Source organism: Sorangium sp. So ce321, from assembly GCF_051530195.1.
Classification (GTDB): Bacteria; Myxococcota_A; Polyangia; order Polyangiales; family Polyangiaceae; genus Sorangium.
Genome location: NZ_CP150329.1, coordinates 8,859,865 through 8,885,100, shown reverse-complemented (window position 1 = coordinate 8,885,100; position 25,236 = coordinate 8,859,865). Strand labels below are relative to the sequence as shown.

Sequence of the window (25,236 nt, the reverse complement as noted above, 5' to 3'; positions counted from 1 at the left end):
GCCGATGCGGGTCCTCGGCATCGATCCCGGGTCGCGCCACCTCGGCTGGGGCCTGCTCGTGCGGCACGGCACGCGCGTCGAGCACATCGCGCACGGCGTCATCGACATCGACACGAGCGGGACGTTCGCCAGCCGGCTGGTGGAGATCGACGACGAGCTCGGCAAGGTGATCGCCTCGCACGCGCCCGACGCCGCGGCGGTGGAGAGCCTGTTCTTCGCGAAGGACGCGCAGAGCGCGGCGAAGCTCGGCCACGCGCGCGGGGTCGTGCTGCTCCGGCTGGCGCGGGCCGGCGTGCCGATCTCGGAGTATGCGCCGGCGCTGGTGAAGCGGACCATCGTCGGCCGGGGCGCGGCCGAGAAGGCGCAGGTGGCGCAGGTGATGACCGCGGTCCTGCGCCTCGCCGCCCCGCCGCGGCCGGACGCCGCGGACGCGCTCGCCATCGCGATGACGCACCTCAGCGCCGCGGGCTTCGCGGCCGCGCTGGCGGCGTCCGGCGCGCCCGCCCCATCCCGGGCGCGGCCGCGGCGCGCGCGCCTGGGCTGAACGTGGGTCAGGGGGGCGCGGTGCCTCCCGTCAACCCGGGCCCGCCGGGCGGTCCGGGCGTACACACCGTGTGCTATGGAGCCTGCATCGGACGCGCCCGCACCGCGTCCAAGATGAAAAACGGTGCGGCGCGTCCCGGCTTCAGCGAGGGCGGCGGCCGCCAGGGGAACCGGCGATGCATCACTGGCGCCCCTGTCTCACGAAGAGCGGAGGCGACACGCCTCTGGACATCAAAGGAGATCGGGAAGGATGACGCGAACCTCACTTTACCGCCTCGCCGCCGCGTGCCTCATCGGGCTGGCGGCGCCCCTCACGGTCGTGATGGCGACCGAGGGCGAGTCCCAGGCCGCGGGCCCCACCGCCGACGAGCTCGGCAGGCGCGTCCAGCAGTTCTACGACTCCACGAAGACCTTCAAGGCGACCTTCACGCAGACGTACACGATCAAGGTCCAGGACGTGAAGAAGGTCTCCACCGGCAAGGTGATCTTCGAGAAGCCCGGGAAAATGAGCTGGACCTACGACGCCCCGAACGGCAATCGCGTCGTCTCCGACGGGGTCACGATCAAGGTCTACGAGAAGGACAACGAGCAGATGTTCGAGACGCCGGTGAAGGGCTCTCAGTACCCGGCGGCGCTCGCGTTCCTGATGGGCAAGGGGCAGCTCACGAAGGACTTCTCGCTGCGCCTGCTCGACCCTGCGCAGATGAAGTTCGAGGGCGGCTATGTCCTCGAGGGGACGCCGAAGGAGGCGACCCCTGCCTACCAGAAGATGCTTCTCTACGTCGACGGGCAGACCAACCAGGTCCGCCGCGTGCTGATCCTCGATGCGCAGGGCAACCGGAACCGGTTTGACTTCTCGTCGCCGGTCGTCAACCAGCCTGTCGCGAAGGGCGAGTTCGATTTCACGCCGCCTCCCGGCACGCGCGTCGTCCGCCCCTGACGCCATCCGCCACGTTCCGTCCCCTCGCGCTGCATAGCGGCCGCCGCCGCCTTCATCTCGCCGTCAGCTCAAGGAAGCGAAGCGTCACCGGGCCCTGCGCTCGTCGCGCCCTCGCGCCATGCCGACGCCGCCGGGATATATGCCCGGCGCGTCTCCGGCGTGATAGAAATATCGAGTGATGCTTCGATCCGACGGGTGTGCACGACAGCTCCGAGGCTGCCGTCGCTCGCCGCGGATCGTCGCCGCATCTGGCGGCTTCGCGTGTGGGGTGGGCATTCGTCGCAGCTGGACGGTCCCCCGCTATCACGAGGGCATCGCGAGCGCGCTGGATCCATGAACAACCCTCACGGCCATCGTCCCGATTTCCCCGGCGTGCCGCAGCAACCCCGGCCGGCCGAGCGCCCGAGCGAGCACGCCCAGCCTGGCAGCGGACAGGTCCCCCCGGGGTATCCGGCGCACGGCGCGAGGCAGATGCCTCCGGGCCAGCCGCCGCACTGGCCACAGGGGCACGGGCCGCAGGGGCACGGACAGGGGCCGCAGGGGCACGGACAGGGGCCGCAGGGGCACGGACAGGGGCCGCAGCTGCACGGACAGGGGCCGCAGCTGCACGGACAGGGGCCGCAGCTGCACGGACAGGGGCCGCAGCTGCACGGACAGGGGCCGCAGCTGCACGGACAGGGGCCGCAGGGCTACTGGCCGCCGGGTCGTGCGCCGATGCCGGCGCAGAGCCATGTCCCGCAGCACGGCGCTCCCGCGCAGCACGCCCTCCCCGTGCGCCCGGCGGCTAGGCCCGCGCCGCACGGCGCCCTTCATCCGGCGCAGGCGCACCCGCACGCGGGCTACCCTGCGGTAGTCCGGGTTGCTCGAAGGCCCGACCCGGACCGGCGCAGGCGCATCGTCGGGCTGTGGCTCTGGGCCAACGGCATCATCGCTGGCGCGGTCCTCAACGTGATCTTCACGCTCTTCGGCGTGCTCGGGTCCGGGGGCAGCATGCTGAGCGCCATGGTCGTCGGGGCGCTCTTCGCGTTCCCGCCGCTCGTCATCTACCTCTTCGTCCCGATGATCATCGATCGGTACGATCCGGAGCCGTGGTGGTGCCTGCTCATGGCGTTCCTCTGGGGAGCGCTCGCGGCGACAGGCTTCTCGATCCTGATCAACACCGGCGTCCACGTCGGCGTCTCCAGCAACTTCGGCGAGCCGGTGGGCGAGCTCGTGAGCGCGTCGGTCAGCGCGCCGTTCGCGGAGGAGCTCTTCAAGGGGCTCGGCGTGTTCGGCTTCTTCTACTTCCTGCGCCGGGAGTTCGACGGCATCGTCGACGGCATCATCTACGCCACCTTCTGCGCGCTCGGCTTCGCCGCGGTGGAGAACGTGCTCTATTACGCGCGCGCCTCGATGCAGGGCAGCGACGTGCTCGCGGGCACCTTCGTCCTGCGGGGGGTGTTCACGCCCTGGCTCCACCCGCTGTTCACGTCGATGACCGGCATCGGCTTCGGGCTCGCCCGGGAGTCGTCGAAGACCTGGGTGCGCGTGGCAGCCCCGATCGGCGGCTACCTGCTCGGCGTCGCGCTGCACGCCGTGTGGAACTTCCTCCCGACCGCGCTCGGGCGCGCGATGGGCGACATCTTCATGCCGTGGCTCCTGCTCTGGCTGTGCTTCGTCGCGTCGTTCTTCGGCATCATCGTGGCGCTCGTCATCCGCAAAGGCTGGGTGATCCGGGATCATCTGCGCGACGAGGTCGCGCTCGGCATGCTCACCCAGGACGAGCTCGAGCTCGTCTGCTCGCCGGTCGGCCGGCTCCGGTGCACGCTGGGCTGGCGCGGGGCCACCGGGCGGAGCTTCATCCGCGCCGGCGCGCGGCTCGCGCTGAGCAAGTGGCACACGGCGCGCGCGCTGGAGGGCCGGAACCGGACGTTGAGCGCCGATTTCATCGGGCCGCTCCGCCACGAGATCGCGCAGCTCCGGCAAGAGCTCCTCGCCCGCGCGCCTCGTTGAGCGGAGCGGCGGGCACTCGCTGCGGATACGGGCCCATCTCGGCGTTTTCGGTGCTCAGCGCACTGGAGTGCGCCTCCGCGCCGAAAACGCCGATCTGGACCCGTCTCCTGTGCGGGTGACCGCCGCTCGGCGACGGGCGTGCCGGAGGGGCTCAGCGCGGCTGGGGGGCGCGTGCCGGAGGGGCTCAGCGCGGCTGGCGGCGGGGGGCGCGGGTCAGCTGCGCGAGCCGTTCGTCTCGTCCGCGCTGGGGCGCGCGGCGGCCGGGGCCGCTCGGTCCTCGCGCCGCTGCACGGGCTTCGCGGGGATGCCGACGACCGTGGTGTTCGGCGCGACATCGTGCACGACGACGGCGTTGGCGCCGATCCGGGCGCCGTCGCCGACCGTGACGCCGCCGACGATCTTCGCCCCCGCGCCGATGAAGAGGTCGCTCCCGAGCACCGGCGTCTGCCGCCGATCGGCGCCGATCGTCACCTGGTGCTCGATGAGCACGTTCGAGCCGCCACGGACGTTGCCGTTGATGACGACGCCGTTCGAGTGGATGAGCACGAAGCCCGGCCCGAAATCCGCGCCACGACCGATGACGCAGCCGCCAGCGAGGTTCGTCGCCTTGTTGAGGACCATCTCGACCACCGGCATCCGGTGGGCCCGCGCCGCCTGCGTGAACCGGTAGAGGACCATCGCCGCCGTGCCGTCGGTCGCCAGCGTCTTCAGGATCGTCGGCAATGGAGCGCTGCCGTAGCACCATGTGGCCTTCTGGCGCACGTCGGCGGCGATGAGTCGCAAGGTCCGCAACATCGCGACGAGGATAGCGCATCTCGCGCCGCCGGTGCGACCTTTCGCAGCCGCCCGCGCGTCCTCTGCCTGCCCGCGCGAGGCGGCGCCTGCCCCGTGGGCTCCGCGTTCGTCTCCCGGCCGGTCTCCCTTCACGAGAAACGGCGGCTGTTTGCCGTCAAACGATCCGCCGCACCGCCCTGTTGCCATCCGGTCATCGGGCCGTCACATCGCTCGGGTACACGCGCTGTTCAGCATGGCGCGGATTTTGGTCATCGAAGACGAGCCGGCGCTCCAGAAGGTGCTCGACTACAACCTCAGGCAGGCCGGGCATGAGGTGCTCCTCGCAGGGCAGGGCGGTGAGGGGGTCCGGCTGGCTCTGGACCAGCGACCCGACCTCGTCCTGCTCGATATCATGTTGCCAGACATCTCGGGGACCGAGGTGTGCCGCGCTCTCCAGCAGAGCGAGGGCACCCAGCAGATCCCCGTGATGATCGTGTCGGCGCGCGGAGACGAGGTCGACCGCATCGTCGGCTTCGAGCTCGGGGCCGTCGACTACGTGGTCAAGCCGTTCAGCGTGCGGGAGCTCATCCTGCGCGTGCAGGCCGTGCTCCGACGCGCCAAGTCCTCCGGGACGGGGGAGCGGAGCATCGAGTTCGGGTGCCTGCGGATCGACGAGGGCGCTCACCGCGTGTGGGTCGACCGCGAGGAGGTCGAGCTGACGCTCCTCGAGTTCAAGCTCCTCGTCGCGCTGTACGAGGCGCGCGAGCGCGTGCAGACGCGCACCGCGCTCCTCGACGGCGTCTGGGGCATCGACGTGAGCATCACGACGAGGACCGTGGACACCCACGTCAAGCGGCTGCGCGACAAGCTGCGCGGTGCGGGCGATTACATCCAGACCGTCCGCGGAATCGGCTATCGATTCGCCGCCTCGCCGGAAGTGCCCGAGAGCCGCAGCGCCTGAGCGCGGTGTCGGGAGATCCACGACAATCGTTGCCTCCACGTCATCCTGTCGCAACGCAGCCGAGTTACGGTGCGGGCGTTGGCTCACGCTGTGAGTCACGCCGATGAAGCCCGCCTGTCTCCCGGATGAGATCAGGCGGAGCTCCGGTGTTTTCGCCAGCTGGCGCCGGGAGCCTCGATGCATCTGGAGACGTGGAGTGCGGGGGAGGCCGATCCTGACCGAGCGAGGCGGCTCGCGATCGGGTACGCGGCCGGGCTCCTGCTGTTCGCGGGCATCGCGCTCTTCGCCGCCCGCCTGAGCGGCGCGATCAAGCCTCCTCCGCCCGAGGAGGAGGTCGTCGACGTCAAGCTCGCCACCCGGATCCCCGAGACCCTTCCCGCCGCAGCGGCCCCAGCGCCCCCGCCGCCGGCGGCGGAGGCCCCGGCGCCGCGCGCTGCGGCGCCGCGCCGCCCGGCGCTCGTCGCGCCCACCGCGGTGCCGAGGGAGGCGCCGGCCGAGGCGGACCCGGGCCAGGCCAAGGCGAGCGGCGACGAGGCCTACGGCGAGCCAGGCGGGGCGCCCGGCGGCGTGCCCGGCGGGGTCCCCGGCGGCACGGGGACGGCCGTCGCGGCGGCGCCCCCGCCGCCTCCTCCCCCTCCGCCGCCCCCGTCGCCGAACGGGCCGATTCACCTCCCCGAGAACGCGACGCCGCCCGTAGCGCTGTCCAACGCGCTTCCGCCCATCCCCGAGGCGGCGCGGAGCGCGGGGATCGAGGCCACCGTGGTCGTCAGGTTCGTGGTGACCGAGGCGGGCGAGGTCACGAACGTCACCATCGTTCGCGGCCATCCCCTCTTCAATGACGTGGTGCTCGCGACGGTGAAGGCGTGGCGCTACCGGCCCGCGATCCACGAGGGGAGACCCGTGTCGACCTTCAAGACGGTCAGGATCCCCTTCAAGGCGAAGAGATGACGTCGAGCGCGCGGCCGCGGAGGCGGCTTACCGCGAGAGGAACGAAGGAGTATTGCCATGATGCAGTTTGATCTCGGGCACATCTGGGCGACCATGGGGCTGCTGAGCAAGCTCGTCGCGTTCGCCCTCGTGCTCATGGCGCTGGCGAGCGTCGCTGTCGTGGTGGAGCGGCTCATCGCGCTCGCGCGTCTGGCGTCGGAGACCCGGCGCTTCGCGACGGAGGCGCGGCCGATGATGGAAGACTGGGACACCGCGCAGCTCGTGGCGATCGCCGACCGGTATCGCCGCTCGGCGCTCGCCCGCCTCGTCGCGGCGGCGGTGCGCCGCTTCCAGCGCGCCATCGATGCCGGCGAGGGCGGCGTGCCCCCGGTGGAGCTCGCTCGCCGCGAGGTGTCGCGGCGCCGCGAGGCGATCTCCGCCGATCTGCGCCGCGGCCTCTCGGTCCTCGCGACGGTCGGCTCGGTGGCCCCGTTCGTCGGGCTGCTCGGGACGGTCATCGGCATCATCACCGCTTTCCAGACCATCGCCTCGACGGGCTCGGGCGGCCTCGGCGCCGTGAGCGCCGGTATCGCCGAGGCGCTCATCGTCACCGCCCTCGGGCTCGGGGTCGCCATCCCGGCGGTGCTTTGCTTCAACTACCTCACCACCCGCATCGCCTCGGTGGAGCTCGCCCTCGAGCGCAGCGCGGGTGAGCTCATCGACGAGATGGAGAACGAGCATGGGCGTTCGAGCGGAGAGCAATCGCTCCGGTCGGCAGCAGCCGCCTGAGCCGGAGATCAACGTCACGCCGCTCGTCGACGTGGTGCTCGTCCTCCTCATCATCTTCATGGTCATCGCGCCCCAGATGGAGCATGGCGAGCGGGTCGAGCTCCCGGCGGTGTTTCAGCCGGATCCGAAGTCGAAATCGAAGCTCGACCCCATCTACGTGACGATCACCGGCGCGGGCACCGTGTTCCTCGAGAAGGAGGCCGTCGCCGACCTCCCGTCGCTCGGAGAGCGGCTGCGGGCCATCCGCGCCGCGGAGCCGGAGCGCCGGGTGGTCATCAAGGGCGACTCCTCCGTGAAGTACGGCCGCGTGCGGGAGGCCTTCGCGCTGTGTCAGGAGGTCGGCTTCGCCGGGATATCGCTGCAGGTGAGCCAGCGGGGCGGCGGCGCCTCCCCGGCGCCGGAGGAGGGATAGCGCCGTGGGGATGAGCGTTCCGCAGGGCGGAGGCAGGAAGGGCGGCGTCGCGCCGAGCATGAACGTCACGCCGCTCGTCGACGTGGTGCTCGTGCTCCTCATCATCTTCATGGTCGTGACACCGCTGCTCGCGAAGCAGCTCTGGCTGAACCTGCCGAAGAAGGACGACTCGGCGAGGCTCGAGCCGCCGCCGGACGACGCCAGCAAGCCCGTGGTGCTCACGGTGGATCAGCGCGGCGTCATCCGCATCAACCAGGCGGAGGTGCAGCGCGGCGAGCTGAAGGAGCGGCTCGCCCGCATCTTCGCGGCGCGCTCGGACAACGTGCTTTATTTCGACGCGGACGACGACGCCGTCTACGCGGTCGCCGTGGAGGCCATGGACGCCGCGCGCATGGGCGGGGCCAGGACGATCGCCGTGCTGACAGAGAAGACCAGGCGCTAGGCAGCGCGGCCATCAGGCCCGGCGAGGCGTCGCCGCGGCGCGCGCTGGCGCCCCGCTCCGGTCGCTCCGGCGCGCGATCGCGCGCGGCGCACAGGACAGGGCTGCGGGGAGCCGGCGCTCTCCTCATCACGGGTCACGGGCGCACGTGCGCCCGGCCATCGGATCGACAGCGCGCCCGAGCTCGGGACGCGCGAAGGGACAGGTGCATGATTCGCAGAAGGATCTCGGGGGTAGTCGCAGCGCTCGTGACACCGCTCTGCTGGGGGGCCACGGCCCTGGCGCAGGGCGACCCCGGAGCCGCCGCGCCGCCGGCGCCCCCGGGCGCTGGCGTCGAGGCCGGCGCCCCGGCGGCGGAGGACGTCGCGGGGCTCGACGAGCCGAGCCCGTCGCGCCCGCCTCCGGCGGGTAAAGGCGTCGTGTGGGGTGTCGTCACCGACTCCGCCACGCAGGAGCCCGTCCTCGACGCGCAGGTGTCGGTCGTCGGGACGAAGCTCAAGGCCATCGCGGATCTCGACGGGCGGTATCGCCTGGAGCTCCCGCCGGGGAACCATCAGCTCCGGGTCTGGTACGAGGCGCACAGGCCGCAGCGCGTGCGGGACGTGCGGGTGACCGCCGGGCAGGTGATCCAGGTCGACGTCCGCCTCGAGCCGGATCAGCAGGCCGAGGAGGTCATCGAGGTCGAGTTCGAGCCGGAGCGCGCGAGCGTCGCGGCGCAGCTGCTCCTCCGCAAGAACGCGGCCCACGTGGGCGACGCCATCGGCGCGAAGGAGATCGCGAAGACGCCCGATCGCAACGCCGCGGAGGCCGCGAAGCGCGTCGTCGGCGCGACCGTGGTCGACGGCAGGTACGTGTACGTGCGTGGCCTTGGCGATCGCTACACGAACGCGCTGCTGAACGGCGCGCCGCTCCCGAGCCCAGAGCCCGACCGGCAGGCCGTCCCGCTCGATCTCTTCCCGTCGCTCGTCCTCAGCGACATCACCATCGTCAAGACATTCACGCCGGACATCCCCGGCGATTTCGTGGGCGGTTCGGTCCAGATCAACACACGCGAGCTCCCGACCAGGTTCCTCCTCCAGGCGTCGCTGTCGCTCGCGGCGAACACCCACAGCACATTTCGAGATCGCCTGACCTACTCCGGATCGAGCACCGACTGGCTCGGGATCGACGATGGCGCGCGCGCGCTCCCCGCAGAGATCCCCGAGCACAAGGTGGCCCGCGGGATCCGACGGCCGGACGGCAAGCTGATCACGAGGGATGAAATCGCGGCCCACGGGAGGGCGATCAACTCGTCGATGGCGACGCGCCGGTCGTTCACCCCGCCGAACGGGAGCGGCAGCGTCGTCGTCGGCGACACCCTGAAGCTCCGCGGCGAGCAGCGCCTCGGCTACCTCGCCACGCTGAGCTATGGCCGCAAGTTCGCCCCGCGCGCCGACGAGATCAGCCGGACCTACGCGTTCGATCCCACGAGCGACGGCGGCCTGCGGCAGCTCAACGACTCTGCGGTGGACAGCATCCGCGATCAGGTGTCCTGGGGGAGCTTCGCGAGCGTCACCTACACGCCCGATCGGGATCACAAGGTGATGCTCACCGCGCTCCACAGCCGCTCATCGGACGACGTGGCGCTCCAGTCGAGGGAGGTCATCGAGGAGAGCGGCGGGGCGGTGTACCGCGACACGCTGCAGCGCTTCGTCTCCCGGGCGCTCACCCTGGGCCAGCTCTCGGGCGAGCACCGCATCGCGGCGCTCGGGAACGGCACGCTCGACTGGAAGGCGTCCGTCTCCCGGGCGACCTCGGACGAGCCCGACGCGCGGGAGAACGTCTACGCTCGGGACGACACGAGCGGCGCCTGGTCGTGGGACGACGGCACGCTGAGCGGCTCGCACGTCTTCATCGATCTTGCGGACACGAGCTACGGCGGGCAGATCTCTTACGCGCTGCCGCTCATCCGTGGAGACGCCCCGACCCGCCTGAAGGTGGGCGGTCTGCTGAACTTCCGGACGCGTGAGTTCGACGCGCGCCGGTTCCGGTTCAAGGCGCTCCGGCTCGCCGACACGACCGTGCTGCGACAGGAGCCGGGCCCGCTGTTCTCGGACGAGAACATCGGCACCCTCTTCGAGCTCGAGGAGACCACGCGCGACACGGACGACTACACGGCCAGCACCGATCTCTACGCGGGCTACGTGATGACCGACACCCACATCACGCGGTGGCTCCGGGCGATCCTCGGCGCCCGGGTCGAGGCCTCCATGCTGTCGATGGATGTCCCGGATGATCCCGAGAAGAACGTCGTCGACGACGACGTGGATCTCTTGCCCGCGGCCGGCCTCGTGTTCAAGACGACGCCGAGCTCGAACCTGAGGTTCAGCGTGACGAGGACGCTCGCTCGGCCCCAGCTCATCGAGCTCAGCCCGGCGCTGTCCCAGCCGGGGTACAGCGCGCGGGAGGTGGAAGGCAATCCAGACCTCGAGCGGACGAGCGTGGTGAACGGCGACCTCCGGTTCGAGCTCTTCCCGACGGCCGGCGAGGTGGTGGCGACCAGCATCTTCTACAAGCACTTCGAGGACCCGATCGAGGAGATCATCAAGCCCAGCAGCGGCAAGGGGCGGCTGAGCTGGACGAACGGAGACAGCGGCTATGTCGCGGGCCTCGAGCTCGAGATCAGAAAGAGCCTGGGCTTCATCGGCCCATTCCTGCGGGACGTCACTGTCCTTGGCAATGTCACGCTCGCGACCTCGGACGTCGAGATCAACCCCGAGCCGAAGGAGGGAGGGATCGCGATCCAGAGCACCGCGACGCACTCGCTCCAGGGGCAATCCCCCTTCGTCGTCAACCTGGGGCTCGACTACAGCGGCGAGTCGACCGGCACGAGCGTCCGGCTCCTCTACAACGTGTTCGGCGCCCGGCTCCGGACGGTGGGCAAGAACATGCCGGACGAGTACGAGCAGCCGCGGCACCAGATCGACCTCACGGTCGCTCAGCGCCTCGGCGAGCATGTCGAGCTGAAGCTGGCCGGCGAGAACCTCATCGATGCTCCCGTCCGCGTCACGCAAGGTAAAGAGAGCACGGACGACAATGTCGTGCTCGAATACCACGTTGGTACTACCGTGACATTGAGCGCAGCGCTGACCTATTGATCGCGCCACCGAATCGTCACGTGGCGATATTCACGATGTTGCCAGTGGGGACTAGCTTCATCCAGGAGGTAGAAGACCAATGAGGACATCGAGAATTGCCTTGGTTTGCGCGTCGGCGCTCGCCGTCGCGATGGCTGCCGCTTGCGGCGATGACGACGGCGGGGCGAGCACGTCCAGCTCGTCGACGACGAGCGGCACCGGCGGCGGTGGCGGCGGTGGCGGCGACGGCGGTGGCGGCAAGGGCGGTGGCGGCGACGGCCCGGACTGCGCCGCCCCGGTGGAGATCGACGAGTCGATCGAAGCAGACACGACGTGGAGCGCTGACAGCTGCTACCTCATGAAGGGCACCATCTTCGTCGAGGACGGCGCCACCCTCACCATCGAGCCTGGCACGACCATCATGGGCGACAAGGAGAGCCTCGCGACGCTCGTCGTGAAGCCCGGCGCGATGATCAACGCCAAGGGCACCGCCGACAAGCCCATCGTGTTCACGAGCCAGAGCCCGAAGGGCGAGCGCTCCGCGGGCGACTGGGGCGGCGTCATGCTGCTCGGCAATGCCCCCATCAACGTGCCTGGCGGCAAGGCGGAGGTCGAGGGCATCGTCGGCGTCGAATACGGCGGTGATGTGGAGGACGATAGCAGCGGTGTCCTCCAGTACGTCCGCATCGAGTTCAGCGGGATCCTTCTCTCGCAGGACAACGAGGTGAACGGCCTCACGCTGGCCGGCGTGGGCTCCAGGACGACGGTCGATCACGTGATGGTGCACCACACGCTCGACGACTGCTTCGAGTTCTTCGGCGGCACCGTCAACGCGAAGCACCTCCTCTGCGCGCAGAACGGCGACGACGGCTTCGACTGGGACCTCGGCTACGTCGGCAAGCTCCAGTTCCTCGCGCTCCAGCAGGATCCCACGGTCGCGGACGATACGAACGGCTTCGAGGGCGACAACGACGCGGAGGGGTCCGCTAACACGCCCGTCAGCGAGCCGACGATCTACAACGTCACCCTGTGCGGCAAGAAGAAGGACGTCGACAAGCAGCAGTACGGCATGCTGCTCCGCCGCGGGACCAAGGCCCATATCTTCAACACGATCGTGACCGGCTTCGAGGCGGGCCTGGATCTCAGGAACGACGGGACCGAGGTGGAGTTCGCGAGCTCCATCATCTCGGGCAACGTCAACGCCGAGGCGAACATCGCCTACGAGGAGACCGACGTGAACGAGTCCACCGAGTCGACGCTCGACGACGATGACGACGGCGGCGTGGACGAGATCGCGTGGTTCGAGGAGGCGAGCTCGCTGAACAGCGTCGTGGACCCGGAGCTCGCCGACTGCTTCGCGGCCACGCCGGACTTCCGCCCGGCAGCCACGCTCACCGAGAACGCGGCGACCCCGCCCGACGACGGCTTCTTCGACGCGGAGGCGACCTATATCGGCGCCTTCAAGGCGGATGGCGACTGGGCGACGGGCGCCTGGGTCTCGTTCGACGTCGAGTGAGGTGACATCGAGTGAGGCGACGTCGAGTGAGGCCGCGCCGTCCGCCCCGGCTCACGGTCGCTCGGGGCGGACCGGATCCGCATCCATGCAAATGACGAAGGCCGGCGCTTCCAGCCGGCCTTCATCGTCTCGAGCGTCGCTGCTCCGCCGCAGGCGCTCAGCGCACCCGCGGCGTGAACCCGGACACATGGCCCCGGTGCTCGCCGCATACGCCTCGCGCGTCCGGGCTGTCCTTGAATGACACCCTCCCGCACACTTCACAGATGCAGAGGTGTGCGCGATAGAACTCCCGATCGAGCAAGATGTCGGCAGCGAGCAAGCTGAGCACGATGTCACCGAGGAAGTCGATCTCGCGGGGGGAGGCGACCCAGACGGGACGGCCGCCGACCGCGGCCCGGCGGACCCTGCCCCCGTAGATCGCCGCGTTCAGGAACCGATCGTCGGCGACGGGCGCGATGAGCCCCCTCAGCGCCGTGATGACGCGGCCGCGGGCCTTGTAGATCAGCTCCTCGAGGTTGCTGCCGCCGTCGGCCCGCGGATCGAGCATGACGGGCGTCGCGCCGGGCTCGCGCACGATTTGCGGGCGCTTCATCAGGCCCGGGGTCACGAGGTGGTCGACGAACCAGTCCTGGAGGTCCTTGATGGTCCACTCGGACGCCGGCCACTCCAGGAACTCGAGCGCGCCGCGCAGGCCGGTGATGCTCTGGAGGCCGGGGTGGGTGGGGAAGCTCGGCAGGGTACGAGATGTGTGCAGACGCCGGGGAGAGCGGCGACCCGCCTCGTCGATGTTGCGGCCGGAACCCATGTTCACCTCGAGGGCAGACCCCCGGTCCCGATGGATGCGAGCTCTTGCAGAGGCCACCATACCGTGCGAATGAAGCACAACTCGTGCCGAACCTGGCGAACGGGGTGACCTGGATTTACCGGGACTTATGCCCAGGAAAACCCGCGCGACGACGCTGAGCTTGCCGCGGGAAACCCGCGCGGCGAACGCTGAGCTTGCCGCGGGAAACCCGCGGGGTGACGCTGAGCTGCCCGGGAAACCCCGGCGGCGGCGCGGAAGTGGCCGGCCACTGGCCGGCCAGGTCCTTGAACGAGTAAGATAGATCCCGATGGACCACTCCACTGTCCGCGTCTCGGTGCCCCCCGAACCCTCGGTCGCCGAGCCCGTTCCCGGCATCGTCCTGATTTTCTCGGGGAATCAGCCGCGATGCGCGCCGATCCCGCTGGATGGTGGCTCCGTGGTGCTGGGCCGCGGGGGCGTGGGCGGCGTGCCCCTCGTGGACGACTCGCTCATGTCGCGGCGACACGCGCGCATCGCGTACGACGGGGCCGCCTGGACCGTGGAGGATCTCGGCAGCACCAACGGGACCTCGGTCAACGGCGAGGCGATCCGCGGTGAGATCCGGCGCGAGGCGATCCAGGTCGTCGGCGCGGGGACGTCGGTGTTCCTCGCCCTCTCGGACATCCGGCCCTTCTCGCGCGGGGGCGTGCGCGTCGAGAAGGAGAGCGTCCTCGGCCCAAGGCTGCAGCAGACCTACGACACCATCACCCGCGCGGCCGCCGCGGGCGACAGCCTCCTCGTGACGGGCGAGAGCGGCACGGGCAAGGAGCTCGCGGCGCGCGCCTACCACGAGGCGGGGCCGCAGGCGCGCGGCCCCTTCGTGGCCGTCAATTGCGCGGCCATCCCGGAGGGGCTCGCGGAGCGGCTCCTCTTCGGCGCCCGGCGCGGCGCCTACTCCGGCGCGACGCACGACACCGAGGGCTACGTGCAGGCCGCCCACGGGGGCACGCTCTTCCTCGACGAGGTGGCGGAGCTCGACGCGGCCGTCCAGGCGAAGCTGCTGCGCACCATCGACACGCGACAGGTGCTCGAGCTCGGCGCGGTCGCGCCTCACCCGGTGCAGATCCGGATCTGCGCCGCGACGCACGACCTGCGCGCGCGCGTCGCCCAGGGCCGCTTCCGGGACGATCTCTACTATCGCATCGGCCGGCCCGAGGTCCGGCTCCCGCCGCTGCGCGAGCGGCTCGAGGAGATCCCCTGGCTGCTCGCGCAATGCGCGAAGGCCGTGGGCACGGTCGGCGGAGGCGCGCCGCCGACGATTCACCATTCCCTGATCATCGCGTGCGCGATGCGGCGCTGGCCAGGGAACCTGCGCGAGTTCGTCGGCGAGGCGCGGCGCGCGGTGACGCGCGCGCTCGACGAGCGGCGGAGCACCGTCGAGGCGAAGGACCTGGACCCGCTCGCGGGCGTCGGGCTGAGCGCGGACGCGCACGAGCCGCACGTCCGGCAGACGGGGAGCGATGTCCGCCCAGCGCGCGCGAGCCAGACGCCGCCTGAAGACGAGATCGCCGAGGCGCTTCGCCTCGAACGAGGCAATGTGTCTCGCGCGGCCAGCAGGCTCGGCGTGCACAGGAATCGAATTCGACGCTGGCTCGAGAAGAATGGCGTAGATCGCTCGCATTTCGCCGAAGGGAGCGATGTGTCCGATAACGAGTGAGCCGGGCCCCCACGGTATGCACAAGCACACGAGCACGTCAATGCCGGCGCCGCGCGGCCGACAACGCGCGCTTGCCGCGCGGCGCCGCGATGACGAAGTCTCCCCGGGCGTAGGCCGCTGAGCCCGATAGGGCGGTCGTTCCATACATCGTCTCCAGCAATCACGCTGTGCCTCCTGGAGCATCGGGGACGCCGGGGCGCCGGTCCTCGGGAGAGGCTCGGGCGAGGGCGAGGCCCCGCCGTCGCAGGGTTGCCCTCATCCGGCGACGCAGCGTGCGCTCGATCGACCGAGCACCCATGTATAGGGTATTTACAGACCTGATTATGCAGGATGTAATATGGTGTGTAAGCCCCGTCGCAAGCGAGGTGCTGTCACGACCACGGTCAAGTCAACGGATCCGGCGCGCGCCATGCTGGATCGCGCCATGTTGACGCGCGCCAGCTCGAAGGGCGCGATGCGCTGTGACGCGCAACGCGACATAAGAGATCAGCGGTGGTGTTCCCCATCTCCCGCGGCCGCGCGCTCGAGACCGCGCGCTGCGCGCGGCGGAGGCCGGGGACTGCCACCTGCCGCACGGCCACCGTGGTCATCCGGTTAGCCGCCTACGAGAGCCTACGTCTCCCGCCAGGGGGGCTCGGACGGCGCAACGGACACGAGGAAGGAGCGCCACGCAGTATGACAATCTTGGACTTGACCGAGCGGGCGGCTTCATCGATGTACAGAGAGTTGTCTGTCGAGCCCTCGTGCGAGCTCAATTTTCATCGCGTCGTGGGCGGGCAGCGCGCCTCGCGGCCTCGCCGCGGGCGCGCTGCTGCCGAGCGTCCGCTCCCCTCTCGCCGTCAGGCTCTCCCGCAACGCTGTCAGCAAACATTGAAACCCCCGGCTCCTGCGAGGCGGTCGACGTCATGCGTTCGCGCTTGACGTCGTCTGGTCTGGTCGCGGAGAGCCCAGCCAGGACGGCGGGCTACCTGGCTGAACAGCCCTGGACACCATGAACGGGATCCGTAGACACGCATCGGCCGAAGAGGCGCCTGTCAGCCTACGAGCACACGTAGAGGGGCCCACGAGCTCGGCATCATCCAGTCCCGGGCTGGGACAGCAACCGAGCTCGGGGACGCGACAGACGCATTCCCGGCGCCGTCCGTTCCTGAGCCGCCTCCTGGCCGCGGGCGAGGCGATCGACGCGGGCGATTGCGAGCGCGCGAGGGCGCTCGTGGACGGCATCCTGCGGGCCGAGCCCGATACCGGGGATGCCTCCGAGCGCATCTCCGGCGTGTTCGGCCGGGCGCTGCTCGCCCGCCTGGAAGGAGACCGCTCCGGCGACGGCAACCTCTATCTGCGCAGCGCCGGCCCGCGGGACATGCTCGCGGCCTTTCAGCTGCTCGTGCACGCGACGCCGCTCATCCGGTTCGGCTACCTCAGCGCGAACGCGGCCATCGTCGAGGCGTTCCAGGGTGAAGAGGAGGTCCACGTCATCGACATCGGCGTCGGTGGCGGTACGCAGTGGCCGTTCCTGCTACACCGGCTGGCGTCGCGGCCCGGCGGTCCGCCGCGGGTCCGTCTGACCGGGATCGACCTGCCGTGCCGCGGCCCCGATCCCGAGCAGCGGCTGCGCTGGGCCGGCGCCTTCATCGGAGGGTGGGCGGAGCGGCTGAAGGTCCCCTTCGAGTTCCACGGCGTCGCCTCCTCGGTCGAGCGCGTCGACTGGAACCGTATCGCGTCCCGCTCCACGGCCCCCATCGCCGTCAATGCGGCCTTCGCGTTGCACCATGTCCCGGACGCGTCGGTGCACCCGACCGCGAACCGCGACACGATCCTCACGAGGATCCGCGCGCTGTCGCCGCGGGTGCTGACGCTCGTCGAGCCGGACGTCGAGCACAACGCGCTCCAGTTCCTGCCGCGGCTGTCCGAGGCGATCGGCCATTACTATGCGGTATTCCAGGCGCTCGAGGCGCTGCTGCCGCCGCATATCGCCGCGCGCGAGACCATCGAGCAGGTCTTCTTCGGGCAGGAGGTGATGAACGTGGTCGTGGGGGAAGGGGCGGCGCGGGTCGAGCGGCACGAGCGCCGGGGCGCGTGGCAGCGCCGCCTCCGCATGAACGGCTTCGAGCCGCTGCGCGTCTCGCCGCACGAGGCGCTGGTCCGCGGAGGGCTCCGCCTGAACCAGGGGTTCGACGTCCGGTCGGACGAGCCGGCGATCCTGCTCATGCGCAACGGGGTGTCCCTCGTGGCCGCGTCGGCGTGGCGACCGCGGCAGGTCCCGCCGCCGTCGCGGTTCATCTCCGGCCTGTTCCGCCGGCTCGGCTGAGCGATCCGCTGTCTGGCCACGCCCGCGGCGCGAGCGGCGTCGGCCTCAACGGCTCAGATGAGCGAGCGCCGCCCAGAGCACCAGCGCGCCGGTCACGAGCGCCGCGACGGCCGCGAGGACGAGCCGCACCGCGCGGCGGCTGCGCGGGGCGCTCGGCCAGCGGCCCAGAGGAAGCCCCGGCGCGCGCCCAGCGCCCTCGGCGTCGAGCGGGGCGCCCTGAGGAGGCAGCGGGCTCAGGCCATGACGCCTGACCATGTCGAAGAGCACCGAGCCGCGCTCCTGGGCTCGCGCGAGCCGCTCCAGCATCTCACGGCGGCAATGGAGGCAGAACATCGACGCATCCCCGTCGATGTCGTCGAGGTCGAGCTCCCGTAGCTTCTGCTGCTCCCAGCTCTCCCTTGCTTGCCGGGCCTCGTGCGAGCCGTCCGCTCGGCGGCCGTGGTGGTGTGGGTTGTCCTTGGCGCTCATCGCTGCTCCTGATTCCTGCCGCAACCTGCGACTCCTACCAGGATCTATTCCAGCTGGCCGGGTGAAATTCTCCTGCGACGCGCCTGGACGCGTGTCGCGCACCCCGAATTCCTGCGATCAAAGCCGAACATGCACCTCTCATGAGAGTTCCTCCCTCGCATTACGGCTTGCAGGGGAATTTCGTCACGAAGACATAGAGACTCTCTGGATCTCGCTCGGGTGCTTCGTGGCGCATCGTCGCCACGAGCTGTATCGCCGGCCAGACAACGACCAACCCCTCAGGCGGGCGCCACCTCACCTCTGGACGTCCGCCGGCGAGCGGGAGCTCGATTTCTCGAGGATGTCCTGAGAATCTGTAGAAAATAGTGTTTTATATTACAATTTGGCCGGGCCACTCGATCCGGTGTGCCTGGCCTCGCGGAACGACGGGCTCGACGCGCCGGCCGGTGGCCCGCCGTGAGGCGCTGGGGCACCCGGAGAGCTCGAGCCCGGCTCAGCGTGTGACGAGCACCTTGAGGGCGCCTGGGGCCGCCGCGGCCCGCAGCGCCTCCTCAGCGCGCTCGAGCGGGAGCCGGGCCGACACGAGCGAGCGGACGTCGACGCTGCGGTCCTCGAGGGCGCGCAGCGCTGGCTCGAACAGCCCGCAGCGGGACCCGACCACGGTGATCTCGTGGACCACGAGCTCGGCGAGGTGGACGCTGGAGAGCCCGGCGACCGTGCTCTTCAGCACCAGCGTGCCGCGCGGCCGGGTCGCGCGGACCGCCCTCGCGAACCCCTCGGCGGTCCCCGTGGCCTCGACCACGAGCTCGGCCGGCTCCCCGGCCCAGGCGGCCGCAGCGGGCGCGCCGCCGGCATCAGCCTGGCCCGCCGCCTCGGTACGGATGAGCTCGGTCGCGATGCCCCGCGCGCGCAGCAAGGCGAGCTTGTCCTCGTGCTTGCCGACCGCGAGGACGCGGGCGCCGGCCTGCTGCAGCACCTGCGCGATGAGCAGGCCGAGCTTCCCGTCGCCGAGCACGAGCGCCGAGGTGCCCGGCGCCACGCGCACCTGCTCCAGGATCGCGAACGCCGCCGCGAGCGGCTCGGTGAACACCGCCTCCTCGTCGTCCACGCGGTCGTCGACCGCGTGGAGGTTCGCGACGGGCACGGCGACGCGCTCCGCCAGCGCGCCGTCGGCGCCGACGATGCCCATCACCGTGCGCGCCGGGCAGTGCCTGCCCAGCCCGCGCGCGCAGGTGCTGCAGCGGCCGCACGCGAAGTTGATCTCGCCCACGACGCGGCGGCCCCGCCAGGCGGCAGGCCCGTCCACGACCTCGCCGACGAACTCGTGCCCGAGGGTGCCACGGAAGCCCATGTACCCTCGGACGATCTCGAGATCCGTGTTGCAGATCCCCGCGCACCGCACCTCGACCACCGCCATGTCGGCCGTGGTCGAGGGGGGCGCGCGGTCGACGACGCGCGCGGCCGTGCCGTCCCAGACGAGCGCTCGCACGGGCCGCGCTCTAGCTCGCCGCGAGCGCCAGCCGGCGCTTCGCCGGCTGCATCAGGTACGCATCGACCGCCTCGGCGGCCTTGCGCCCCTCCGCGATGGCCCAGACGACGAGGCTCTGGCCGCGCGACATGTCGCCCGCGGCGAAGACGCCCTCCACGCTCGTGCGCCCGCCCGGGGCCTTCACGTTGCCGCGCTGGTCCATCGCCACGCCGAGCTGCTCGATCAGCCCCTCGCGCTCGGAGCCGACGAAGCCCATCGCGAGCAGGACGAGCTCGCACGGGATCTCGAACTCGCTCCCGGGGACGGGCACGAACCTCCCGCCTTCCAGGCTCACCCGCGTGGCCTGGAGGGCGCGGACGTTCCCGCGCTCGTCGCCGAGGAACGCGGTCGTCGACACCGACCAGTCCCGCTCGCCGCCCTCCTCGTGCGAGGACGACGAGCGGAGGACGAGCGGCCACGCGGGCCACGGGTTCGTCAGGGAGCGCTGCTCGGGCGGGCGGGGCAGGAGCTCCAGCTGCGTGACGTGCGCCGCGCGGTGGCGGTGGCTCGTGCCGAGGCAGTCGGAGCCCGTGTCGCCGCCGCCGATGACGACCACGCGCTTGTCCGTCGCGAAGACCGCCTCGCCGTCGGGGATCACGTCGCCGGCGACCCGCTTGTTCTGCTGGGTCAGGAAATCCATGGCGAAGTAGATGCCCTTGAGCTCCCGGCCCGGCACCGGCAGGTCGCGCGGCCGGCGCGCCCCGCCGCAGAGCACGATGGCGTCGTACTGCTCGCGCAGCGCGTCGCCGGTGATGTCGACGCCGCAGTTCACGCCGGTGCGGAAGGTCACCCCCTCGGCCTGCATCTGCTCCATGCGCCGGTCGATGAGGTGCTTCTCCATCTTGAAGTCGGGGATGCCGTACCGGAGCAGGCCGCCGATGCGGTCGTCGCGCTCGAAGAGCGTGACGTCGTGCCCCTTGCGCGCGAGCTGCTGCGCGGCCGCGAGGCCGGCGGGCCCCGAGCCGATCACCGCGACCCGCTTGCCCGTCCGCTGCTTCGCGATGACCGGCACGACGAGGTTCCGCTCGAACGCGCGATCGGCGACGCCGCGCTCGACGTTCTTGATCGTGACCGGCTTGCCCTCGATGTTCAGCACGCACGCCGCCTCGCAGGGCGCCGGGCACACCCGCCCGGTGAACTCGGGGAAGTTGTTCGTCGCGTCGAGCGCCGCGATCGCCTCGGGGAGGCGCTCGCGGAACATGTGATCGTTCCAGTCGGGGATCAGGTTCCCGAGCGGGCACCCGTCGTGACAGAACGGAATGCCGCAGTCCATGCACCGGGCTGCCTGGTCGCGCAGCTCGGTGTCGGGGATCGGGAGCTCGAACTCCTGCCAGTCGTTCAAACGCTCGGAGACGGGCCGCTTCTTGATGTCGACCCGCTGGATCTCGAGGAAGCCTCGTACCTTACCCATGGGCGGCCGACCTCTCTCCCGTGCTCGCGGGACCCGCGTTGGCGGGGATGTAACGTCCAGTGGAAACGTAGGGGGTGGAGGGTGAAAGGAGGGACACGATCCCGTCGGTCGCGTCCGCCCCGTTGGTCGCGGGCGCCGACGCGGCCTCGAGGGCGCGCCGGTACTCGCTCGGGACGACCTTCACGAACTTCGGCAGGACGGCCTGCCAGGAGTCGAGCAGCTCGGTCGCCTTCCGGCTGCCCGTGCGCTGCACGTGCTCCTCGAGCAGCGCCCGCACCGACTCGGCGTCGGCCGCGGTCATCGTCTCGAGCGCCACCATCTCCTTGTTGCAGCGCGCCTCGAAGAGGGCGTCCTCGTCGAAGACGTAGGCCAGACCGCCGCTCATGCCGGCCCCGAAGTTGCGGCCGGTGGTGCCGAGGATGATCACGGTGCCGCCCGTCATGTACTCGCAGCCGTGGTCGCCCACGCCCTCGACGACGGTGGTGGCCCCGCTGTTCCTGACCGCGAAGCGCTCGCCCGCGCGGCCGTTGAAGAACGCGCGGCCGCCCGTCGCGCCGTAGAGCACGACGTTGCCGACGATGACCTGGTCGTCCGGCTTGAACGGCGCCTCGCGCGGCGGGCGCACCGCCACGACGCCGCCCGAGAGGCCCTTGCCGACGTAGTCGTTCGCGTCGCCCTCGAGCTCGATCGTCATGCCCCGCGAGGCGAAGGCGCCGAAGCTCTGGCCGGCGCTGCCGGCGCACTTCACCACGATGCTGTCCTCGGGGAGCCCGACGCTGCCGTGGCGGCGCGCGATCTCGCCGCTCAGCATCGCGCCGAGCGTCCGGTCCGAGTTCCTCACGCGGGTCTCGATGACGACGGGCGGGCCGCCGTCGATCGTGGCGCGCGCCTGCTCGATCAGCTTGAGGTCGAGCACCCGGTCGAGCTTGTGGTCCTGCAGCTCGACGCAGTGGGTCGGGCTCGTGAGGGCCTCCTTCGGGCGGTAGAGCACCTCGGAGCAGTCGATCTTCCTCGCCTTCGCGTGGAGGCCGGTGCGCCGCTGCACGATGCAGTCGGAGCGCCCGACCATCTCGGTCAGCGTACGGAAGCCCAGGCTCGCCATGATCTGCCGGAGCTCCTCCGCCACGTAGAAGAAGAAGTTGATGACGTGCTCCGGCGTACCCGTGAACTTCTTGCGGAGCTCCGGGTCCTGGGTGGCGATGCCGACCGGGCAGGTGTTGAGGTGGCACTTGCGCATCATGATGCAGCCTGCCGCCACGAGCGGCGCCGTGGAGAAGCCGAACTCCTCGGCGCCGAGCAGGGCGGCGAACGCGACGTCGCGGCCCGTCATCAGCTTGCCGTCGGTCTGGACGATGGCGCGGCCGCGGAGCCCGTTCATCACGAGCACCTGGTGCGCCTCGGCGAGCCCGAGCTCCCACGGCACGCCCGCGTGGTGGATCGACGTGAGCGGGGAGGCGCCGGTGCCGCCCGAGTCCCCGCTGATCAGCACCACGTCGGCGTGCGCCTTCACGACGCCCGCGGCGATGGTGCCGACGCCCGCCTCGGCGACGAGCTTCACGCTGATGCGCGCCTTCGAGTTGATGTTCTTCAGGTCGAAGATGAGCTGCGCGAGGTCCTCGATCGAGTAGATGTCGTGGTGCGGCGGCGGCGAGATCAGGGTCACGCCCGGGGTCGAGTGGCGCACCTTCGCGATCACCGCGTCGACCTTGTGGCCCGGGAGCTGGCCGCCCTCGCCGGGCTTGGCCCCCTGCGCCATCTTGATCTGCAGCTCGTCGGCGTTGACGAGGTACTCGGCGGTGACGCCGAACCGGCCGGAGGCGACCTGCTTCACCGCGCTCCGCTTGGAGTCGCCGTTCGGCAGCCGGATGAAGCGCGCCGAGTCCTCGCCGCCCTCGCCGGTGTTCGACCGCGCGCCGATGCGGTTCATCGCGACGGCGAGGGTCTCGTGCGCCTCCTTCGAGATGCTCCCGAAGGACATGGCGCCGGTGGCGAAGCGCTTGACCAGCGAGGCGGCGGGCTCGACCTCCTCGAGCGGCACCGGCGGGCCCGCGGGCTTGAAGTCCCACAGCCCGCGGAGCGACATCGGGTGCTCCTGCTGCTCGTTGATGATCGCGGCGTACTCGGCGTAGCTCTTCGCGTCGTCGAGGCGGACCGCCCGCTGGAGCGTCGAGATCGACTGCGGCGTCCAGAGGTGCCGCTCGCCGAACACGCGGAAGTGGTGGTGGCCGCCGACGTCGAGGTGCGCCCGCGCCCGCTCGCCGTACGCCATCTGGTGGCGCGCGAGCGCCTCCTCCGCGATCTCGCGCAGCCCGACGCCGCGGATGCGCGACGCCGTGCCGGTGAAGTACGCGTCGACGACGATCTGATCGATGCCGATCGCCTCGAAGATCTGCGCGCCCTGGTAGCTGGAGAGCGCGCTGATCCCCATCTTCGACATGATCTTCAGGATGCCCTTCTTGAGCGCCTTCACGTACCGCGAGCTCGCCGCGGACGGCGAGAGGTCGCCGAGGGTCTTGTCGCGGCACATCGCCGCGATCGACTCGAACGCCATGTACGGGTTCACCGCGCCCGCGCCGTAGCCGATGAGCAGCGCCATGTGGCCGACCTCACGCGCCTCGCCGGTCTCGACGATGATGCCGGCGCGCGTGCGCGTCCCCTCGTTGATGAGGTGGTGGTGCACGGCGCCCATCGCGAGCAGGCTCGGGATCGGGGCGAGCGTCTCGTCGATGCCGCGGTCGCTGAGGATGAGGATGCTCGCGCCGTCGGCGATCGCGCGGCTCGCGTCCTTGCAGAGCTGCGCGAGCGCGGTGCGGAGATTGTCCTCCGGATCACCGTCGACCGGGAAGTACATCGGCAGCGTGGCCGCGCGGAAATCAGGGAAGACGTTCTTGCGCAGCTTGGACAGATCGTCCTGCGTGAGGATCGGGTGAGGCAGCTCGAGCATCCGGCACTGGCGGGGCGTCTCCTCGAGGAGGTTGCCCTCGCCGCCGACGCAGCTCACGAGCGACATCACGATCTCCTCGCGGAGCGGGTCGACCGGCGGGTTCGTGACCTGGGCGAACAGCTGCTTGAAGTAGCGGAAGAGCAGCTGGGGCTTCTCGGAGAGGACGGCGAGCGGGATGTCGATGCCCATCGAGCCCACCGGCTCCTCGCCGAGGGTCGCCATCGACGCGAGGATCATCCGCAGGTCCTCATCGGTGTAGCCGAAGGCCTGCTGCAGGGTCCGGAGATCCGCGTGCGGGACGGTGTAGAGGCTCGGCACGTCCTCGAGGGCGCGCAGGTCGATCTTGTTCTCGGCGACCCAGGCGGCGTAGGGCTTCTGCGTCGCGACGCGGCGCTTGATCTCGTCGTCGCTGACGACGCGGCCCTCGCTCGTGTCGACGAGGAACATCTTGCCCGGCTGGAGGCGCCCCTTCTGGATGACGCGCGCCGGCTCGATGTCGAGCACGCCGAACTCGCTGGCGAGCACGACGAGCCCGTCGCTCGTCACGACGTACTTCGCGGGGCGCAGGCCGTTGCGGTCGAGGGTCGCGCCGATGAGGCGGCCGTCGGTGAAGCACAGCGCCGCGGGGCCGTCCCAGGGCTCGATCAGGCAGCCGTGGTACTCGTAGAAGGCCTTCTTCTCGGCCGACATGTCCGGGTCGAGCGCCCAGGCCTCGGGCACGAGCATCATCATCACGTGCGGCAGCGACCGGCCGCTCGCGAGCAGGAAGTCGACGACGTTGTCGAGCGCGGCCGAGTCGGACCCGCCGGGGCGGATGATCGGGTTGAAGTCCTCGATCGCGGTCGCGAAGACATCGCTCTTGAGCAGCGCCTCGCGCGCGCTCATCCACGCGGTGTTGCCGCGGAGGGTGTTGATCTCGCCGTTGTGCGCGATGACCCGGTACGGGTGCGCGCGCTCCCACGTGGGGAAGGTGTTCGTGGAGAAGCGCGAGTGGACCATCGCGAGCCGCGACACGGCGCGCTTGTCGGACAGGTCGGGGTAGAACGCCGAGACCTGCTCCGCGAGCATCAGGCCCTTGTAGACGACCGTCCGCGACGAACAGGACGCGATGTAGAAGTCGTCTGCGTGGGCCGTGCGGCCGGCGCGCTTGCGGATCGCATAGAGGACCTGCTCGAAGGACTGGCGAGGCGCGACCCTGCCGATGAACAGCTGGCGGATCGCGGGGCGCGAGTCGCGCGCGACCGGACCGAGCGCCGCGTCGTCGATGGGGACGTCGCGCCAGCCGAGGACGCGCTGGCCGTGGTGCACGACCGCCGCCTCGAGGATCGCCTCGCACTGGCGGCGGCGCGCCGGGTTCTGCGAGAAGAACACCGTCGCAACCGCGTAGTCGCCGGGAGCAGGCAGCGCGATGCCCAGGGCCGTGAGGGACGCGGCGTACAGCTCGTGCGGGATCTGGAGGAGGACGCCCGCGCCGTCGCCGGTGCAGGGGTCGCAGCCAGCGGCGCCGCGATGGGTTAGATTTTCGAGGATCTCGAGCGCTTGGCGAACGACCTCGTGCGTCGCTTCACGGCGGAGCGTGGCGACGAATCCGAGACCGCAGGCGTCGTGTTCGAAAGCCGGATCGTAAAGACCTTGTCGTTGGGGCAGAGGCATGGTGCTGACTTCAC

18 protein-coding genes are annotated in these 25,236 nt (G+C 70.6%); 12 read left to right on the top strand and 6 right to left on the bottom strand.

The annotated features are described in order from the left end of the window. The first annotated feature begins 4 nt into the window (after positions 1-4). The 3 genes from ruvC to WME89_RS32750 all read left to right on the top strand — a co-directional run bounded on the left by ruvC (position 5) and on the right by WME89_RS32750 (position 3,475). Positions 5-544, top strand: a complete 540-nt coding sequence (gene ruvC, locus WME89_RS32760) for a crossover junction endodeoxyribonuclease RuvC (RefSeq protein WP_436622782.1) — start codon at positions 5-7, stop codon at positions 542-544. Positions 545-793: 249 nt separating this feature from the next. Further along, on the top strand, positions 794-1,483 hold the full coding sequence (locus WME89_RS32755) for a LolA family protein (protein ID WP_438003592.1): 690 nt from the start codon (positions 794-796) through the stop codon (positions 1,481-1,483). Between the two features lie 333 nt (positions 1,484-1,816). Beyond that, on the top strand, positions 1,817-3,475 hold the full coding sequence (locus WME89_RS32750) for a PrsW family glutamic-type intramembrane protease (RefSeq protein WP_438003591.1): 1,659 nt from the start codon (positions 1,817-1,819) through the stop codon (positions 3,473-3,475). A gap of 213 nt (positions 3,476-3,688) precedes the next feature. Here WME89_RS32750 and WME89_RS32745 read toward each other — a convergent pair whose 3' ends face one another. Beyond that, positions 3,689-4,258 (bottom strand): serine O-acetyltransferase, encoded by a 570-nt coding sequence (locus WME89_RS32745; protein ID WP_437618496.1) that lies wholly within the window; start codon positions 4,256-4,258, stop codon positions 3,689-3,691. Positions 4,259-4,502: 244 nt separating this feature from the next. Here WME89_RS32745 and WME89_RS32740 point away from each other — a divergent pair, with 244 nt between their 5' ends. From WME89_RS32740 to WME89_RS32710, 7 genes are all read left to right on the top strand, one after another. Next, the gene (locus WME89_RS32740; RefSeq protein WP_437618495.1) at positions 4,503-5,210 is read left to right on the top strand and encodes a response regulator; all 708 of its coding nucleotides are present in this window, start codon (positions 4,503-4,505) and stop codon (positions 5,208-5,210) included. 177 nt (positions 5,211-5,387) lie between these two features. After that, complete coding sequence (locus tag WME89_RS32735) at positions 5,388-6,158, top strand: energy transducer TonB (protein WP_438003590.1); 771 nt, start codon at positions 5,388-5,390, stop codon at positions 6,156-6,158. Positions 6,159-6,215: 57 nt separating this feature from the next. Further along, entirely contained in the window at positions 6,216-6,926 is a 711-nt protein-coding gene (locus WME89_RS32730; RefSeq protein WP_437661498.1) for a MotA/TolQ/ExbB proton channel family protein, read from the top strand. After that, positions 6,877-7,338, top strand: coding sequence for an ExbD/TolR family protein (locus WME89_RS32725; RefSeq protein WP_438003589.1), 462 nt, complete (start codon positions 6,877-6,879; stop codon positions 7,336-7,338). The genes WME89_RS32730 and WME89_RS32725 overlap by 50 nt, the downstream gene beginning before the upstream one ends. A 10-nt stretch (positions 7,339-7,348) precedes the next feature. Then, positions 7,349-7,780, top strand: a complete 432-nt coding sequence (locus WME89_RS32720; protein WP_438003588.1) for an ExbD/TolR family protein — start codon at positions 7,349-7,351, stop codon at positions 7,778-7,780. Between the two features lie 206 nt (positions 7,781-7,986). Continuing rightward, entirely contained in the window at positions 7,987-10,914 is a 2,928-nt protein-coding gene (locus tag WME89_RS32715; protein WP_438003587.1) for a TonB-dependent receptor domain-containing protein, read from the top strand. Positions 10,915-11,014: 100 nt separating this feature from the next. Beyond that, positions 11,015-12,409 carry a T9SS C-terminal target domain-containing protein gene (locus WME89_RS32710; protein WP_438003586.1) on the top strand — a complete coding sequence of 465 codons (1,395 nt, stop codon included), beginning with the start codon at positions 11,015-11,017 and terminating at the stop codon, positions 12,407-12,409. Between the two features lie 157 nt (positions 12,410-12,566). On the opposite strand, the gene WME89_RS32705 is transcribed toward WME89_RS32710, so the two are convergent. Beyond that, the gene (locus WME89_RS32705; RefSeq protein ID WP_438003585.1) at positions 12,567-13,214 is read right to left on the bottom strand and encodes a hypothetical protein; all 648 of its coding nucleotides are present in this window, start codon (positions 13,212-13,214) and stop codon (positions 12,567-12,569) included. Positions 13,215-13,521: 307 nt separating this feature from the next. Between WME89_RS32705 and WME89_RS32700 the strand changes: the two genes are divergently transcribed. Beyond that, the gene (locus tag WME89_RS32700; protein WP_438003584.1) at positions 13,522-14,910 is read left to right on the top strand and encodes a sigma 54-interacting transcriptional regulator; all 1,389 of its coding nucleotides are present in this window, start codon (positions 13,522-13,524) and stop codon (positions 14,908-14,910) included. Between the two features lie 991 nt (positions 14,911-15,901). Beyond that, positions 15,902-17,218: a GRAS family protein gene (locus WME89_RS32695; protein WP_438003583.1), complete on the top strand. Its 1,317-nt coding sequence runs from the start codon at positions 15,902-15,904 to the stop codon at positions 17,216-17,218. Between the two features lie 45 nt (positions 17,219-17,263). Here WME89_RS32695 and WME89_RS32690 read toward each other — a convergent pair whose 3' ends face one another. The 4 genes from WME89_RS32690 to gltB all read right to left on the bottom strand — a co-directional run bounded on the left by WME89_RS32690 (position 17,264) and on the right by gltB (position 25,222). Further along, positions 17,264-17,686, bottom strand: coding sequence for a hypothetical protein (locus WME89_RS32690; protein WP_438003582.1), 423 nt, complete (start codon positions 17,684-17,686; stop codon positions 17,264-17,266). A 493-nt stretch (positions 17,687-18,179) separates the two neighbouring features. Further along, positions 18,180-19,175 carry an MDR/zinc-dependent alcohol dehydrogenase-like family protein gene (locus WME89_RS32685; RefSeq protein WP_438003581.1) on the bottom strand — a complete coding sequence of 332 codons (996 nt, stop codon included), beginning with the start codon at positions 19,173-19,175 and terminating at the stop codon, positions 18,180-18,182. A gap of 10 nt (positions 19,176-19,185) precedes the next feature. After that, positions 19,186-20,625 (bottom strand): glutamate synthase subunit beta, encoded by a 1,440-nt coding sequence (locus WME89_RS32680; protein ID WP_438003580.1) that lies wholly within the window; start codon positions 20,623-20,625, stop codon positions 19,186-19,188. Further along, positions 20,618-25,222, bottom strand: coding sequence for a glutamate synthase large subunit (gene gltB, locus WME89_RS32675; protein ID WP_438003579.1), 4,605 nt, complete (start codon positions 25,220-25,222; stop codon positions 20,618-20,620). Before gltB ends, WME89_RS32680 begins: the two co-directional genes overlap by 8 nt. Positions 25,223-25,236 lie beyond the last annotated feature (14 nt).